This is a genomic window from Lysinibacillus sphaericus (genome assembly GCF_006864135.1).
In the GTDB taxonomy this organism is placed as follows: domain Bacteria; phylum Bacillota; class Bacilli; order Bacillales_A; family Planococcaceae; genus Lysinibacillus.
In genome coordinates, this window is sequence record NZ_SADV01000010.1 from 15,034 (window position 1) to 30,989 (window position 15,956).

Annotated in this window: 15 protein-coding genes; 6 read left to right on the plus strand and 9 right to left on the minus strand. The window is 40.2% G+C overall.

What is annotated here, in order from left to right; genetic code table 11:
- Nucleotides 1-185: 185 nt before the first annotated feature.
- Nucleotides 186-1,148: a peptidylprolyl isomerase gene (locus C7Y47_RS13425; protein WP_142509243.1), complete on the minus strand. Its 963-nt coding sequence runs from the start codon at nucleotides 1,146-1,148 to the stop codon at nucleotides 186-188.
- 144 nt (nucleotides 1,149-1,292) lie between these two features.
- Here C7Y47_RS13425 and C7Y47_RS13430 point away from each other — a divergent pair, with 144 nt between their 5' ends.
- Nucleotides 1,293-1,397, plus strand: coding sequence for a YjcZ family sporulation protein (locus C7Y47_RS13430; protein ID WP_082337661.1), 105 nt, complete (start codon nucleotides 1,293-1,295; stop codon nucleotides 1,395-1,397).
- 481 nt (nucleotides 1,398-1,878) lie between these two features.
- Here C7Y47_RS13430 and C7Y47_RS13440 read toward each other — a convergent pair whose 3' ends face one another.
- The 5 genes from C7Y47_RS13440 to C7Y47_RS13460 form a co-directional block, all read right to left on the minus strand.
- On the minus strand, nucleotides 1,879-2,424 hold the full coding sequence (locus tag C7Y47_RS13440) for a DUF3267 domain-containing protein (protein ID WP_142509244.1): 546 nt from the start codon (nucleotides 2,422-2,424) through the stop codon (nucleotides 1,879-1,881).
- Between the two features lie 182 nt (nucleotides 2,425-2,606).
- The gene (locus C7Y47_RS13445; protein ID WP_132364123.1) at nucleotides 2,607-3,167 is read right to left on the minus strand and encodes an HTH-type transcriptional regulator Hpr; all 561 of its coding nucleotides are present in this window, start codon (nucleotides 3,165-3,167) and stop codon (nucleotides 2,607-2,609) included.
- A 156-nt stretch (nucleotides 3,168-3,323) separates the two neighbouring features.
- On the minus strand, nucleotides 3,324-3,719 hold the full coding sequence (locus tag C7Y47_RS13450; protein WP_142509245.1) for a YtxH domain-containing protein: 396 nt from the start codon (nucleotides 3,717-3,719) through the stop codon (nucleotides 3,324-3,326).
- Between the two features lie 140 nt (nucleotides 3,720-3,859).
- Nucleotides 3,860-4,390 carry a tryptophan transporter gene (locus C7Y47_RS13455; RefSeq protein ID WP_142509246.1) on the minus strand — a complete coding sequence of 177 codons (531 nt, stop codon included), beginning with the start codon at nucleotides 4,388-4,390 and terminating at the stop codon, nucleotides 3,860-3,862.
- A 134-nt stretch (nucleotides 4,391-4,524) separates the two neighbouring features.
- Nucleotides 4,525-4,941, minus strand: a complete 417-nt coding sequence (locus C7Y47_RS13460; protein WP_142509247.1) for an HIT family protein — start codon at nucleotides 4,939-4,941, stop codon at nucleotides 4,525-4,527.
- A 104-nt stretch (nucleotides 4,942-5,045) separates the two neighbouring features.
- On the opposite strand from C7Y47_RS13460, the gene C7Y47_RS13465 reads away from it, so the two are divergent.
- Both C7Y47_RS13465 and C7Y47_RS13470 read left to right on the plus strand, forming a co-directional pair.
- Nucleotides 5,046-5,795: an ABC transporter ATP-binding protein gene (locus C7Y47_RS13465; RefSeq protein WP_049668934.1), complete on the plus strand. Its 750-nt coding sequence runs from the start codon at nucleotides 5,046-5,048 to the stop codon at nucleotides 5,793-5,795.
- Nucleotides 5,779-6,963 carry an ABC transporter permease gene (locus C7Y47_RS13470; RefSeq protein WP_142509248.1) on the plus strand — a complete coding sequence of 395 codons (1,185 nt, stop codon included), beginning with the start codon at nucleotides 5,779-5,781 and terminating at the stop codon, nucleotides 6,961-6,963. The genes C7Y47_RS13465 and C7Y47_RS13470 overlap by 17 nt, the downstream gene beginning before the upstream one ends.
- Before the next feature lie 67 nt (nucleotides 6,964-7,030).
- On the opposite strand, the gene C7Y47_RS13475 is transcribed toward C7Y47_RS13470, so the two are convergent.
- Nucleotides 7,031-8,191, minus strand: a complete 1,161-nt coding sequence (locus C7Y47_RS13475) for an amidohydrolase (RefSeq protein ID WP_142509249.1) — start codon at nucleotides 8,189-8,191, stop codon at nucleotides 7,031-7,033.
- 335 nt (nucleotides 8,192-8,526) lie between these two features.
- Nucleotides 8,527-9,045, minus strand: a complete 519-nt coding sequence (locus C7Y47_RS13480) for an antibiotic biosynthesis monooxygenase family protein (RefSeq protein WP_142509250.1) — start codon at nucleotides 9,043-9,045, stop codon at nucleotides 8,527-8,529.
- A 233-nt stretch (nucleotides 9,046-9,278) separates the two neighbouring features.
- Between C7Y47_RS13480 and hemE the strand changes: the two genes are divergently transcribed.
- From hemE to hemY, 3 genes are all read left to right on the plus strand, one after another.
- Complete coding sequence (gene hemE, locus C7Y47_RS13485) at nucleotides 9,279-10,328, plus strand: uroporphyrinogen decarboxylase (RefSeq protein ID WP_132364008.1); 1,050 nt, start codon at nucleotides 9,279-9,281, stop codon at nucleotides 10,326-10,328.
- A gap of 161 nt (nucleotides 10,329-10,489) precedes the next feature.
- Complete coding sequence (gene hemH, locus C7Y47_RS13490) at nucleotides 10,490-11,410, plus strand: ferrochelatase (protein ID WP_142509251.1); 921 nt, start codon at nucleotides 10,490-10,492, stop codon at nucleotides 11,408-11,410.
- 14 nt (nucleotides 11,411-11,424) lie between these two features.
- Entirely contained in the window at nucleotides 11,425-12,852 is a 1,428-nt protein-coding gene (hemY, locus tag C7Y47_RS13495) for a protoporphyrinogen oxidase (RefSeq protein WP_142509378.1), read from the plus strand.
- Nucleotides 12,853-13,020: 168 nt separating this feature from the next.
- On the opposite strand, the gene C7Y47_RS13500 is transcribed toward hemY, so the two are convergent.
- A complete protein-coding gene (locus C7Y47_RS13500; protein WP_142509252.1) occupies nucleotides 13,021-15,861 on the minus strand; it encodes a beta strand repeat-containing protein in 2,841 nt (946 codons plus the stop codon).
- Nucleotides 15,862-15,956 lie beyond the last annotated feature (95 nt).

Below are 15,956 nucleotides of genomic sequence, written 5' to 3' on the forward strand. Positions count from 1 at the left end.
TCATAGATGAGCTCCTTAGTAAAGGGACGAAGGCTAAACCTCTAATACCTTTGTAAAAAAGGAAAGAGGATTCATTTTGAGTAAACTTTATTCAAAATGAGTATGTGTTTTCAAGATACTTTTTGTATATAAAAAGGGTTACGCCTGTATAAGCGTAACCCTTTTTCATATAGTAAAATAACAGATTACTTTTTGTCAGTATCTTTTTTACTTTCTTTTTCAGCGTTTTCTTGCGCTTTTTTAACAGCTTCTTCTTGCGCTTTAGCTTGCTCTTCACTTGTTGTTGTAAGATCCTTGATAGCAGGTTCTAATTCTTTATCAGAAGTTTTTAAATCTGCATCTTTTGCCATTTTTGCAAGGATATCTTTAAGAACTTGTTTATCTTGACCTGTGTTCACTAATTTAGCTAGCATTTGTGAACGGATATTTGCTTCTTCGTCTTTGAATGAGCCAACACCTTTAACATCACGCTTTTCCGTAATTTCAATTACGTGGTAACCGAAACTTGTTTTAACTGGTTCACTTAAAGTTTTTAACGGAAGGGCATAAGCAGCATCATTAAATTCATCTACCATTGCACCAACAGAGAACCAGCCAAGCTCTCCACCTTTGTCAGCAGAGCCAGTATCAGTTGAGTATTCTTTTGCTACATCTGCAAATTTTGCGCCGCCTTTAATTTTGGCAATCACTTCTTTAGCTGTTTTCTCATCTGCAACTAAAATATGACGACCATTTAACTCCGTTTTCATTTGTTCATAATGTTTTTTTACATCTTTTTCTGTAAAAGCTTTATCTTTTAAAGCCTTTTCTGAAAGAAGCTGAACACGTAAAGTCTCTTTAAAGCCTTCTTTCGTTAAGCCATATTGAACAAGAGCTTGGTCAAATTCATCACCTAATTGTGAAGCAGTATTGTCGTATGCTTCTTTAAGTTCTTTGTCTGATACTTTATATTTATCAGATAGTAATTTTTCAGTCACCATTTGTTGAACTACATGAGCACCTGCTAAATTTTTTGCTGATTCATTAAAGTCAGCGCCTGAAATGTCACCTAATTTAGAAGTAACAACTGTTTTACTGTCCCCTCCGCTACAAGCTCCAAGCGCTAATACCGAGGCAGCTAATGTTAAAGATAAAACTGTCTTTTTCATAGTGGATATTCTCTCCTTACAATGGTTTCGTCCATTTTTTACTATAACATAAACGTTTTAAAAACAAAATGGTTCCCCCTTGAGTATAGCCTATATTTCAAATTTTCAAGCGCATAGGATATAGAAAAGAAAGGGGGTGAAGTTATGAGCAGCGGAGGATATGGTGGCGGTGGCTACGGCTCAGGCTTTGCTTTATTAGTTGTGTTGTTTATTTTATTAATTATCGTTGGCGCAGCGTTCCTATACTAATTAATAAAAATGACGAAAAGCTAAGGATGTAACGTCCTTAGCTTTTTTTACAATGTAAGACATCCGCACCGCATTTTAGGTGACGTTACAAAATATGATTGGTCAGACCGAGTTATCACATTAGGTGTCCAAAAGGAAGTGGATGCCTTTTTCTTTCCGGCGGAATCGGCTTTGTGCTTGCAAAAGGCCGATTTCTGACGCAATTTTGCCGAGGCATAATTTCTACTATACTGCATATAAAACTTCAATATAAAATGAGACAAGTAATATTGTAATAAGTATATTTATAGTTCGGAATACTTTTGGTTGTTTTTCTTCGGGAATTTCACGTCGCATGCACAGCGCATAAGTCATGCGGTTTATTTGAAATAAATAGAATACCGAGAATAGAACTACAATCATTAACAGCAAGTCTATTCCTCCCCTCTTTCAGTATTAATAGCATAACAAAAAACGTCAATAAAACACAAGTACAAGCAATTTAGTGAATAGTAGGTGGCACTAAAATTTCATAGCCCTTAGGCGTCTCCTCAATTTGGGAGTCTTTAGGCGAATCCAATAAATATTTCACATATAGAATATCAATTACACATAGACTACAATGGTAAGCTAAAAGTAATGTGCAGTAATGTGTATACGCAGGGAATAACAGTGTACCTAATATAATGCTTGTATTTAAAACAATAAATGGTGTGAGTAAAGCTAAAATATAACGATTTTTCGATAAAGGTTCACGGATACGCATGTGTAGAACAGGAATAACATAAAATTGGGTACGCACACGCAATTTTAAATGTTGACGTAAATCATACAATGCTAGAAAGTGTAAGCATTTGTGAATTGGATAGATTGCAAATACAGCAATTACAAAGAGCCAAAACAAACGATCTGTATAGTGCTCATCATTAAATAAATTAAACGTTACATAGGAAAGAGAGAATACAGTTAAAAAAGCAAAGACAGCCATGATCATAATACGCGTTGTTCCGTAATGATGTTCAAGATTTAAAATTTTCCAACAATGCATGATTATCAACTCCGTAGTATGAATGGTCCTATCTAATGTAAATTGAATTATGCTAGAATGCAAGAAAAAGGAGGTATCTCAGAAAAATTTCTGAAGTACCTCTTTTAGCATGATTTATAGCTTTAAAGGCCATTAAGCTCAGATTACGAACAGCCGAGCCTTAAAGCCTACTATTATCACTTTCATCCTTTTACAGTTGGACGTTCTTCTACCTTATCAAAGGACTCACGGAAGTGCTGGAAGGAACGCTCAAAAATGTCGATGAAGTCCTCGCCGTATATATTGCGAATAACAGCCATAACATCTAAAAATTCTGGGAAGCGACCGTATAGATCCTTTAAAGCTAATGAGCCTTCTAGGACAGAATGATACGTATTATGATAATTACTATTCATTTCAACAATAAGTTCTGTACCTGCTTCTGTTAACTCAACGTACGTATTACGCTTATCGTCATCTCGCTTTGAAAACTTAAGGAATCCACGTTCTTCTAATTTTTTAGAAAAATTAAATGCTGTGGAAACGTGCATAACCCCGAATTTTGCCACATCAGAAATTGAAGCCCCTTTTAAATGATACGAAATCCATAAAATATGATGTTCGTTAATATTTAAATCGTAGGGTTTAATCCATTGCTGCCAATCTTTCTCCACTGCTTTCCATAAGGCTTTTGATAATTGCGCAATTCTTTGACTATAAAGCATCGCTTCTTTTTGAGTGTATAATTCCTCTGACAAAGCCATCACCTACTGCTTTCTTTAACATTTTAAAAATATTATAGCAATAAAGGAAAAAAGTTTAAAGTTAGAAAAATTAAAAAATTGAAAAGTGGTTAAAAAATAACATTGTGTAGATTGGATTTGATAAAAATATAGTTTATTTATCAGGGTGTAAGGACTTTAGTCGCTAACTTTTTCTTGCGTTTTTTCCTTTTTTTCTGTAAATTGTGCAACGTTTTTCTCGATTTCGCTTATTGAATTCTGTAATGCTTCTATTTCTTGTTGTAAGTTATTTTTTGATGGCTCGATTTCTTCAGTAAATGTAGTAATAGTTTGTTTTAAATCATTTATTATTAGTGGTATATTATTTTTCATTTCATTTGTGAGTGAATTAACGGATTGTTTAACTGTACCTGCTTGCTGTTTTACATCTAAAAGCTTGTCCTTTGTGCTTGTAGCGTTTGCTCGCAAATTAGCACGTAGCTGTTGTCCTGATTGAGGAGCTGAAAAAAGTACAGCGATTGTACCGCCGACAATCCCAGCTGCCACTCCAAATAAAAATGGTTTTGCTTTCATTTTAAATACCTCATTTCTGTAATGATCATGTGTTACCTACTATTAAACCATGAAATGCATGAATACAAAAAGAAAAAAGAAACTAAACGAGTGATTTTCAATCACAGTTTAGTTTCCTTGAAGATGAACGTGCATTTTTATTAAATTGAAATAGCTGTTTGGAATTTAGAACGCTTCACTAATTTTGCAACTATAGGATATATAATTGCAAAAGCAATAACATTAAATACAACAGCAGGTAATACAACGCCTACAAACAGAACAGCGAATGTTGCACCTACATTTGCATTGAATACAAAAAGTGCGACTGTTAAAAAGACAGTTCCAGATAAAATTGTTCCTAAACCAACTAAGCCAGCAGATACTGCAAAATTACTTGCCAATTTTTTCAGCACCATTAAGGCAGCTAAAAAGACAAAGCCTGTTACTGCTTTATCGATAATATTTGGAACAAGGCCAGCTGGAAATGTTGTAAACAATCCTGAAAGTACCCCTGTTGCTAAAGAAAGTAAGAACGTTTCTTTAATGGTAGGGAACAATAAAATGCCGATAAACATCATTGTTAGCATGAAATCAGGCTTCATGCCATTTACCATACCTGGTGTGACCACGTAAAGGGTAGCACCAACACCAACTAAAAGAGCCATTAATACTAAATTTTTTGTATTCATTTCTAATCTCTCCTCGACTATGCTAATCTTTTTTTGTCTCCTAACGTGTCCTCATGACCGTTAGCGAAACTTATTTGTGATTGTACGCTATAAATTTCAAAAATGCAATAGACAATTCTGACAATTAGGCTCAATTACTGAAGGTTAGCTTTAATGCTTTCAGCAACTTCAGTTAATTGCTCAGGTGTATATTTTTGTGTTTGCCAAATTAAGCCCAAGCCTTCTTTTTCATCGTAACGAGGAATAAAATGTAAGTGATAGTGGAAAACAGTTTGTCCAGCTGCAGCACCATTATTATTAATTGTATTAAGTCCGATTGGATGAAAAGCCGCCTTAATAGCATTTGCAATTTTCGGTGCTACTGCATATAAATTACGAGCTACATCCTCAGGCATTTCGTATAGATCCTTACAGTGATGTTTTGGAATTAATAGTGTATGACCTTTTGCTACAGGCGAAATGTCAGTAAATGCATAGACATGCTCGTCTTCATAAATTTTTGTACTTGGAATAGATCCTTCAATGATTTTACAAAATAGGCAATCGCTCATTTGAAAATTCCTCCTTATTTTATATGTAAGTACATTCTATCATAATCATAACTGTATCATTTGCTAATTTTTGATAAAATATAAACTAGAAGAGGAGTGAGGGCATGACGGTATTAGAGGTACAACATGTGACAGGTGGTTATACAAGAAAGCCTGTTATTAAAGATTTATCATTTACGATTGAAAAAGGAGAACTTGTTGGCTTAATAGGTTTGAACGGCGCTGGTAAAAGTACAACGATTAAGCATATCATCGGAACAATGCTTCCAAAAGAAGGAGACATTCGTTTAAATGGTGTGACGTTAAAGGAAAATACGGACAAGTATCGTACAGCATTTTCTTATATTCCTGAAACACCTGTATTGTACGATGAGCTAACATTACGTGAGCATTTAGAATTAACCGCAATGGCTTACGGTCTAGATGAAGCAACACTTGCAGCTCGTTCACAAATATTATTAAAAGAATTTCGAATGGAAAAGCGACTTAATTGGTTCCCTTCGCATTTCTCAAAGGGAATGCGTCAAAAGGTTATGATTATGTGTGCCTTTTTAGTCAATCCAAGTCTTTACATTATTGATGAGCCTTTTGTAGGGCTCGATCCACTTGGTATTCAATCATTGCTTGATCAGATGGATGAAAAGAAAAAAGAGGGCGCTTCTATATTAATGTCCACGCACATTTTATCGACCGCTGAAAAGCATTGTGACCGTATCATTTTATTGCATGAAGGACGTGTGCGAGCACAAGGAACAATGGAGGATTTACGCAAGGCATTTGCGATGCCACATGCGACATTGGATGATTTATATATTGCAATGACAAAGGAGCGCGACCATGAAGAACTTGCGTGATGTTTGGTCCTCTCGCTTCATGCACTATATAGGTGAAGTGCAAAAATATATGCGGTTTATTTTTACAGGGCATTTAGCGATAGTACTAGTATTTCTTATCGGAGCAGGGGGCTATCAATATAGTGAATGGCTGAAAGTCGTACAGTCTGATTTTCCAGCAGAGGTATTAATCGCAGGATTTGTAGGGGTTTTATTGGCATTTAGTCGTCCGACTTCACTTTTGAGAGAGCCAGACCAAGTGTATTTATTACCTTTAGAATCAAAAATGTCGCAGTATTTCAAAAAGGCTTTAGCGTGGACGTTTTGGTCACAGGTGTGGATTGTGGCAATTGTTTATATCGTTAGTATCCCTTTACTAAAGACTGTTACTGAATTAACTACATTTGAAATTTGGTCAGTGTTCCTACTTATTATTATATTGAAGTATTTGAGCGTTCAGGGTGAATTTAGCTTTCGGTATAGTGAACGCGGTCAAATGATCTGGGTGGACAGGCTGATTCGAGCTGTTATCTTTAGTGTGGCTGTGTACATGGGGCTTCATATGCAGCTTATTTTAGCGATTGTTGCTGCTGTAATTGGGTGCGTGTATATTGTAATATTTAGAAAAAAATGCACAGGTGAACCTGTCCCATACGAGCATTTTGTGAAGCTTGAACAAAATCGCATGATGAGCTTCTATCGTTTTGCTAATTATTTCACAGACGTTCCACATCTACGTGGTAGCATCCGTCGTCGAGGTTGGCTTGACTGGCTTTACAAATTTGTGCCATACAACAAGGATAATACTCAAAAGTACTTGGTGTTCCGTACATTCATCCGAACAGATGATCATTTTTATTTATGGTTCCGTTTAACCGTGATTTCAGCTGTTATTGCAGCCTTTGTAGATATCCCTGTCGTTTCATGGATTGTTGCAGGTGTATTGAGCTTTGCTACAACTATTCAATTAAAGCAGGCTTTATTATCAAGCGGTGAATTCCGCATGGACATGCTTTATCCGTTACCTGATGAAGCACGTAAAGTAGCAGTCAATCAAATTGTACGTCTTGCGATGGTCACTCAAGCTATTTTAGTTGGTCTATGTAGTATCACACAGCCAATGTTTTATGTAACTTTTATTATCATACTGGTTGTCAGTGAATTAACTGCTAAGGTCTCAAAACCTTGATAATGGTTAATTTCAAATCAAAAGCTCATTTCTCCAATAACAGACTTGGAGAAATGAGCTTTATTTTCTATTCTACTAATTGATAGTCTAGTGCTGCTGTTAATAATACCTTTGCAGCAATGAGCATACCTTTTTCATCTATATCGAATTTTGGATGATGATGTGGTGCATATTCAGTTGGTTTGGCTCCAGTAAAGAAGAAAGTACCTGGTTTTTCCTCTAAGTAGTAAGAGAAATCTTCAGCCCCCATACTTGCTTTTACTTCAATAACATCGCAAATATCCTGAGCGATCGTACGCACAAATAGTGTTTCTTTCTCATGATTTACAACCGCAGGGTAGCCACGACGATAATCCAATTCAATTGTACAATCATGCGCAATTTCTGTACCTTGGATAACCCGTTTAAACTCACGCTCCATCGTTTCACGAACATCTTTATCAAATGTTCGAATTGTACCATTTAAATAGGCTGTATCGGCAATAATATTGTCAGCATTAGATGCTACGAATGAACCAACTGATAAAACAGCCGATTCGATTGGATCAACTCGACGTGCCACAAGTTGTTGTAAATTCATAACAAGCTGAGAGCCAATAACAATCGCATCCTTTGTTTGGTCCGGATGAGCACCGTGACCGCCTTGACCTCGAATTTTCATTTCAAAACTATCAACAGCAGCCATCGTTGGACCGACGTGGTAGCCAATCATGCCTGTTGGATGATTAGAAGATAGATGTGTACCAAAAATAGCATCAACGCCATTCAAAGCTCCAGCCTGTACCATTCCGATTGCTCCGCCTGGATCAGCCTCTTCAGCATGCTGATGAATTAGTACATATTCTCCTGCTAATTCATCGCGCATTTCCCACAATAGCTTACCTACGATTAGCAAAGTAGCTGTATGTCCATCATGCCCGCAAGCATGCATAACGCCAGCCACAGTTGATTTGTATGGAACGTCTTTTTCATCTTGTATAGGCAGTGCGTCAAAGTCTGCTCGTAAAGCAATTGTTTTGCCAGGCTTGCTTCCTTTAATCCGGGCAATTAATCCGTAGCCACTGACATTAGCTTCAACCGGTACGCCTAAATTTTTATAAAAACGAATAATATAATTAGCGGTTTCTTGCTCCTGGAAGCTCAGCTCTGGATGCATATGTAGATGACGACGAATCGCCACCATTTCATCAAAATGGTTATCAATCTTTTCGAGTAGACGTTGGTTCACAGTAGAACCTCCTTAAACAGATTATCCTAGATTTTTATTAATAACATAATAGTTTCACAAACTGGATAAACAACGGTTCAACACTTCATATAAAAGATATTCTAAGCAAGAGTAATGAATTCCCCACGTTCTGGAGAATGCCCTCCGGAAGTGCAGTGAATACGTGCGCACACCCGGGGGATATCCGCAGAAGTGCAGAAAATAGTCGTGAATCGAAGTGGGATACTCGAAGAGCAGCGGGGGTACCCGGGCACCCGGTGAATACTCCGGGAGAGCAGTGAATACCCGCGCACTCGGGATACCCGCGGAAAGCAGTGAATCCTTGCACGCTTCAACTAATCCTCGTTTTCTTCTTTTGGAGCTGCGCTATAGGTTGTGACATATGAGGCTGCTGAGAAAATATTTTGCTGATTCACACCTGTTGGTTCTTTACGTTCAGCGTGTGCGGATGCAAAGGCTTTTGAGCTTTTCCATGCTTCAAACGAATGAGGGCCGTTCCATTGTGTCATGACAATGTATGTTTCACTATTTAATGGACGAAGTAGTCGAAATGCTACAAAGCCTGGCTCATCTTCTATAGCGCCCGCTCGATTTAAAAAGCGATGTTCAAAAACTGGTCGACCCTCATCTGTAACGGGAATATTGTTGAATACAAAAAAGCCGCGTTCTTCTAAATCATTTACTGAATCTAATACTTCGAATTTACGAGGTGTGGCAAAGACAGATTTTCCTTCAGTTTCGTGTATAAGCACAGAGTTCCCTTCTCCGTGTATTAAAATCATTGCCTCGTTTGGATATTTATTCTTTAACTGTTCTAAAAAATCACCTGTACCAGAAGTTAAATAAATATACATAAAATTGACCTCCTTATGAATTTTCTTAATATAGCGTGATTATCTCCATTTAAGTGGAAGTCTAAAGCTTTGTCAAAAAAGAAATCCTTTAGAAAGAACAATTTTATGACATTTCACTATGAAAACTATACAATAACAGAGGAAGCGTTTACTATTGAAAACGGATATCAATAATAATGAAATAAACAAGAGAATTTTACGATATGAATTTTATTGAGGGGAAGGAACTATTCATGACAACTTTTAATGATACTCTTCTACGTGCTGCACGAGGAGAAAGAACTGAACATACACCAGTATGGTATATGCGACAAGCAGGACGCTCTCAACCAGAATATCGTGCGATTAAAGAAAAGTATTCTTTAGAGGAAATTACACTTCAACCCGAGCTTTGTGCATATGTAACGCGATTACCAGTAGAAAATTACAATGTTGATGCGGCAATTTTATACAAAGATATAGTAACTCCACTCCCTGGTATTGGGGTAGATGTGAAAATCAAAGCAGGAGTAGGTCCTGTTATTTCAAATCCTATTCGCTCAATCGCTGATATAGAAAAACTAGGCGAATTCAATGCGAAAGAACATACACCATACGTTTTAGAAACAATAAAAATGTTAACAGCGGAACAATTGAATGTACCTCTAATCGGCTTTGCAGGTGCGCCATTTACTCTCGCAAGCTATATGATTGAAGGTGGTCCTTCAAGAAACTATAATAAAACAAAGTCATTTATGGTATCAGAGCCTCAAGCTTGGTTTGCTTTAATGGACAAGTTGGCTGACATGATTATTTCTGATATTTCTGCTCAAGTAGAAGCGGGAGCAAAAGCTATCCAAATATTTGACTCTTGGGTTGGTGCTTTAAATGTTGAAGACTATCGTGTCTTCATTAAACCGATTATGACACGTATTTTTGCTGAATTGAAAAAAGAAAATGTGCCACTTATTCAGTTTGGTGTCGGTGCAAGTCATTTAGCGAAAGAGTGGAATGATTTACCGGTTGATGTTGTTGGCTTAGATTGGCGTTTACCAATTAAAGAAGCACGTGCAAACGGAATTACTAAACCAGTACAAGGCAATTTAGATCCATCGCTATTACTTGCTGATTGGTCAATTATTGAAAAACGCACGAAAGATATTATCGATCAAGGCTTAGAAATGCCAGGGCATATCTTTAACCTAGGTCATGGTGTATTCCCAGAGGTAGACCCAGAAGTGTTAAAACGTTTAACAGCTCTTATTCATGAGTATAGTGCTCAACAAATCCAAGCACGCTCTTAATATAGATGTGAACAGGATATTAACGCTCATATTTCTTTTTTATGAATGATATCTTGATTTCATCGTAGAAAGGGTGCTGTCCAACCTAATGTATTGGACAGCTTCTTTTTGTCACATTACGTACGATTAAAGATAACTATTATTTAGAGGTGAAAAGGTTAATGAAAGAAGTTAAAGGCTTATTAGTTATGGCATACGGAACACCCTATAAAGAAGAAGACATCGAACCTTACTATACGCATATTCGCCACGGTCGCAAACCTTCAGAAGAGCATTTAGAAGATTTACGCAGTCGTTATGAAGCAATCGGTGGTTTATCGCCACTTGCTGCTGCTACTCAAGCGCAGGCTGAGGCTTTATGTGCACGTTTAAATGAAGTGCAAGATAATGTGGAATACAAATTATTTATCGGATTAAAGCATATCCACCCATTCATTGAAGATGCTGTAGAAGGAATGGTAGCGGAAGGTATTAAAGAAGCGGTTTCTATCGTGTTAGCTCCTCACTTCTCAACGTTCTCTATTAAATCATATAATGGTCGTGCAACAGAAGCGGCTGGAGATCGATTAACAATTACTTCTGTAGAATCTTGGTATGATGAACCAAAGTTCATTGAGTATTGGAAAATGAAAGTAAATGAAACGTTTAATGCAATGTCAGAAGAAGAACGTGAAAAAGCATGTTTAATCGTGTCTGCACACTCACTTCCAGAGAAAATTAAGGAGCTAGGCGATCCATATGAAGATCAATTAATTGAGACGGCTCGATTAATTAGAGAAGCGACAGGTGTAAACAATGTAGAAGTTGGCTGGCAGTCAGCAGGGCAAACACCTGAGCCATGGATTGGTCCAGATGTTCAGGACTTAACGCGTGAACTTTACGAGCAAAAGGGCTTCCATTCGTTCGTTTATACGCCAGTTGGCTTTGTAACAGAACATTTAGAAGTTTTATATGACAACGATTATGAATGTAAAGTTGTTTGTGATGAACTTGGCGCGAAATATTATCGTCCAGCAATGCCAAATACACACCCGTTATTTATTGATGCAATGGTTGATGCCATTCATAAAAAATTAAGCTAAGCGAAAAGAAAGTGATGATGTTGGTGACTCAAAAAAGACGAAAGGTAGTTGTTGTAGGCGGTGGCATTACTGGCCTCACAGCTGCGTTCTATTTGCAAAAAGAAGCAAGCGCAAAAGAATTGCCGTTAGATATCGTACTTGTCGAGTCGTCATTACGTCTTGGCGGAAAAATACAAACACTGAGAAAAGATGGCTTTATTATCGAACGCGGTCCAGAATCTTTTTTTGATCGTGAGAATTATGTATATGCTTTGGCAAAGGATTTAGGCATTGAACAGGAAATGATTACAAGCAATACAGGTCCGACTTACGTTGCCGTCGGTAGTCAATTGTATCCAATCCCTAGCAATCTTTTGTCTGGAGCAACACCACATGTCACGTCATTTATTACATCAGGTTTGTTTTCACTTAGCGGGAAAGTTCGTGCGGCGGGGGATTTTTTCATCCCTCGTTCTGCACAGAACGATGACCAACCATTAGGGCAATTTTTTAGAAGAAGATTCGGTGCTGAAATTGTAGAAAATTTAGTAGAGCCATTACTTGCTGGAACATTTGCTGGTGATATTGAACAGTTAAGTATGCGCTCAACATTCCCGCAGCTCTATGGATTAGAGCAAAAATATCGTAGCCTACTGATTGGTATGAAAAAGTCTGGTTCGAATTTTTTAAGTAACAAACTCAATACGAAAGATAAGGGGATTTTTCAAACATTTAATAATGGTCTTGAGACACTTATCGAAAAACTTGAAGAATCACTACTTCCTGGGATAGTTATGAAGGGTGTTAAAGTTGAGGAAATTGAACATGGTAAGGATGGTACAGTCCAAGTTTTGTTCAACAATTTTACACAATTAAAAGCAGATGCTGTTATTATTGCTACACCATTTAATGTGGCAAGAAAAATGTTCAGTAAACACCAGTTATTAAATGAATTGAGTACGATGAAGGCAGCAACTATTGCTACTGTGACAATGGCATTTAAAAAAGATCAGTTAGGTGATTTAGATGCGTTATCATTTTTTGTCTCCCGAAATAGTGATTTTTCAATAACTTCTTGTACGTGGATTAACCGCAAGTGGCCTGGTACAACACCAGATGATTATGTACTGTTACGCAGTTATATTGGCCGAGTGGGCGATGAGGCAATTGTTGCGTTATCTGATACAGAAATTGAAAAGACTGTATTGCAGGATTTAATGAAAACAATTGGTGTAGATGGAGAACCGTTAATGACTGTAGTTTCCCGCTGGAAAAATGCCATGCCACAATATACGGTAGGACATGAGGCGAAGGTCGAGCGTTCAAAACAAGAGTTACGTGAACATTTTCCCGCTGTAAAGCTCTCAGGGAGCTCCTTCGAAGGAATATCAATACCTGAGTGCGTTGAGCAAGGTAAAAATGTTGCTGAAGAAATGTTGAAGGAAATGTTTGCGGATTTGTAAGAAATAAATAGTTATCAGTAAGTAGTACAAACTTGAAGATCAATGTTTGTACTACTTTTTTTATTTTTGAAGTTTGATGTGGCAAAGTACAAATGATTGCACAAGTTAGATATCTCAAATTAAAAGCTGGGAAAGTAAGTTTCTACTTTCCCAGTAAAGATCTTAATGCTATGAAATTCGGTGACAAGACCATACAATACCGCCAGAGTTAGCTCCTCCAAGAGTAAGCCCTATTGTTAAACCGTTAGCATTGTAGAATAAATCAATGGTATCACCTGCATTTAAATCGACTTCACCTGCTAATGTTACTGTGCCATTACCAAGAACAGCGCGCAAAGTTAACACTACAGGTATTGCTACGTTTAATACAGGGAATAACCCACTTATTAAATTTGTTGATGCATTTCTGCGAATTGCAAATGACGGATTGACAGTAGGACCTAAACTTAAAGTAAGTGCTGCAGTTGTAGAGTAGTTGATTGTAGCCTCAAAAGCATATCTTCCAGTTGTTGGGACTGTGAAAATACCAGTCGTTGGATCGAATGCTGGTGTTGTGAAATATGGTGATGCAACACTCCAGTTGGTGAATGTAGTAGAAGCACTTACTGATATAGCATTATTAAATGCTGAGAAACCTTCTGTAAATGCTGGTCCGGTAATCCCAGTAGCGCCAGTAGCTCCAACCCCAGTAGAGCCAGTAGTTCCAGTAACACCAGTAACACCGGTAGCGCCAGTAGAGCCGGTAGCGCCAGTAACACCAGTCGCACCAGTAACGCCGGTAGAGCCAGTAGCCCCAGCCACCCCAGTGGCGCCAGTAACACCGGTAGCGCCAGTAACACCAGTAACACCAGTAGCGCCAGTAGTCCCAGTAACACCAGTAACCCCAGTCATCCCAGTTTCACCAGTAATGCCGGTAGCGCCAGTAGCGCCAGTAGCCCCAGCTACCCCAGTTTCACCAGTAATGCCGGTAGCCCCAGTAGCGCCAGTAGCTCCGGTAACGCCAGTAGCGCCAGTAATGCCAGTAATGCCAGTAGCCCCAGTAACGCCAGTAATGCCAGTAATGCCAGTAACGCCAGTAGCGCCAGTAATGCCAGTAGCTCCGGTAACGCCAGTAGTTCCAGTAACTCCAGTCACCCCAGTAGAGCCGGTAGCGCCAGTCGCACCAAGTCCACCAGTAACGCCGGTAGAGCCAGTAGCCCCAGTAGATCCAGCCACCCCAGTGGCGCCAGTAACACCGGTAGAGCCAGTAACACCGGTAGAGCCAGTAACACCGGTAGAGCCAGTAGCCCCAGTTTCACCAGTAGTCCCAGTAACACCAGTAACGCCGGTAGAGCCAGTAGCCCCAGTAGCCCCAGTAACACCAGTAACGCCGGTAGAGCCGGTAGCGCCAGTAACACCAGTAACACCGGTAGAGCCGGTAACCCCAGTAACCCCAGTAGATCCAGTAGATCCAGTAGCGCCAGTTTCACCAGTAGTCCCAGTAGAGCCGGTAGAGCCAGTAACCCCAGTAGTCCCAGTAGAGCCGGTAGAGCCAGTAACCCCAGTAGCACCAGTAGAGCCGGTAGAGCCAGTAACCCCAGTAGCGCCAGTTTCACCGGTAGTCCCAGTAACCCCAGTAACGCCGGTAGAGCCAGCCCCAGTAGCGCCAGTAACGCCAGTAGAGCCAGTAGAGCCAGTAGCGCCAGTAGCGCCAGTAGCGCCAGTAGCGCCAGTAGCGCCAGTAGCGCCAGTAGCGCCAGTTTCACCAGTAACCCCAGTAGCCCCAGTAGCCCCAGTAGTCCCAGTAGCGCCAGTAACCCCAGTAACCCCAGTAGCGCCAGTAACCCCAGTAGTCCCAGTAACCCCAGTAACCCCAGTAACGCCGGTAGAGCCGGTAGCGCCAGTAACCCCAGTAGCACCAGTCACCCCAGTTTCACCAGTAATACCGGTAGCGCCAGTAACCCCAGTAGCCCCAGTAACGCCAGTAGCGCCAGTAGTCCCAGTAGTCCCAGTAGTCCCAGTAACACCAGTAACACCAGTAACACCAGTAACACCAGTAACACCAGTAACACCAGTAACACCAGTAACACCAGTAACGCCGGTAGAGCCGGTAGCGCCAGTAACCCCAGTAGCGCCAGTTTCACCAGTAGTCCCAGTAGAGCCGGTAGCGCCAGTAATCCCAGTAGCCCCAAGTCCACCAGTAACGCCAGTAACGCCGGTAGAGCCAGTAACGCCGGTAGAGCCAGTAGCCCCAGTAGAGCCAGTAGAGCCAGTAGCCCCAGTAGCCCCAGTAGAGCCAGTAGAGCCAGTAGAGCCAGTAGAGCCAGTAGAGCCAGTAGAGCCAGTAGAGCCAGTAGCCCCAGTAACCCCAGTAGTCCCAGTAGAGCCGGTAGAGCCAGTTTCACCGGTAGTCCCAGTAACACCAGTAACGCCGGTAGAGCCAGCGCCAGTAGCGCCAGTAGAGCCAGTAGCCCCAGTAGATCCAGTCGCACCAGTAACACCGGTAGCCCCAGTAGATCCAGTCGCACCAGTAACACCGGTAGCCCCAGTAGATCCAGTCGCACCAGTAACACCGGTAGCCCCAGTAGATCCAGTCGCACCAGTAACACCGGTAGCCCCAGTAGATCCAGTCGCACCAGTAACACCGGTAGCCCCAGTAGATCCAGTCGCACCAGTAACACCGGTAGCCCCAGTAGCGCCAGTAGCGCCAGTAGCCCCAGTAACACCAGTAATGCCGGTAGCGCCAGTAGCCCCAGTAACACCAGTAATGCCAGTAGCGCCAGTAGCCCCAGTAACACCAGTAATGCCAGTAGCCCCAGTAACACCAGTAATGCCGGTAGCGCCAGTAGCGCCAGTAACACCAGTAGCCCCAGTCATCCCAGTAGCCCCTGTAGCCCCTGTAGCTCCTGTAGGGCCAGTTCTTCCAGGTTTAACAGGCCAAACAGGACAGCTTGGAGCACAAGGATTACAACAACATGGGAATGTATTACATTGACTGCAAACTCTCTCTTTAAATTTTCCAAATTGCATTGTTTCACCTCCTCTCTCAAATAGCGTATTCATAGAGGGAGAAGGTGAAATAGACAGTTAACTTGTTGGTTATTCTAAAAATATCAATAGCGATA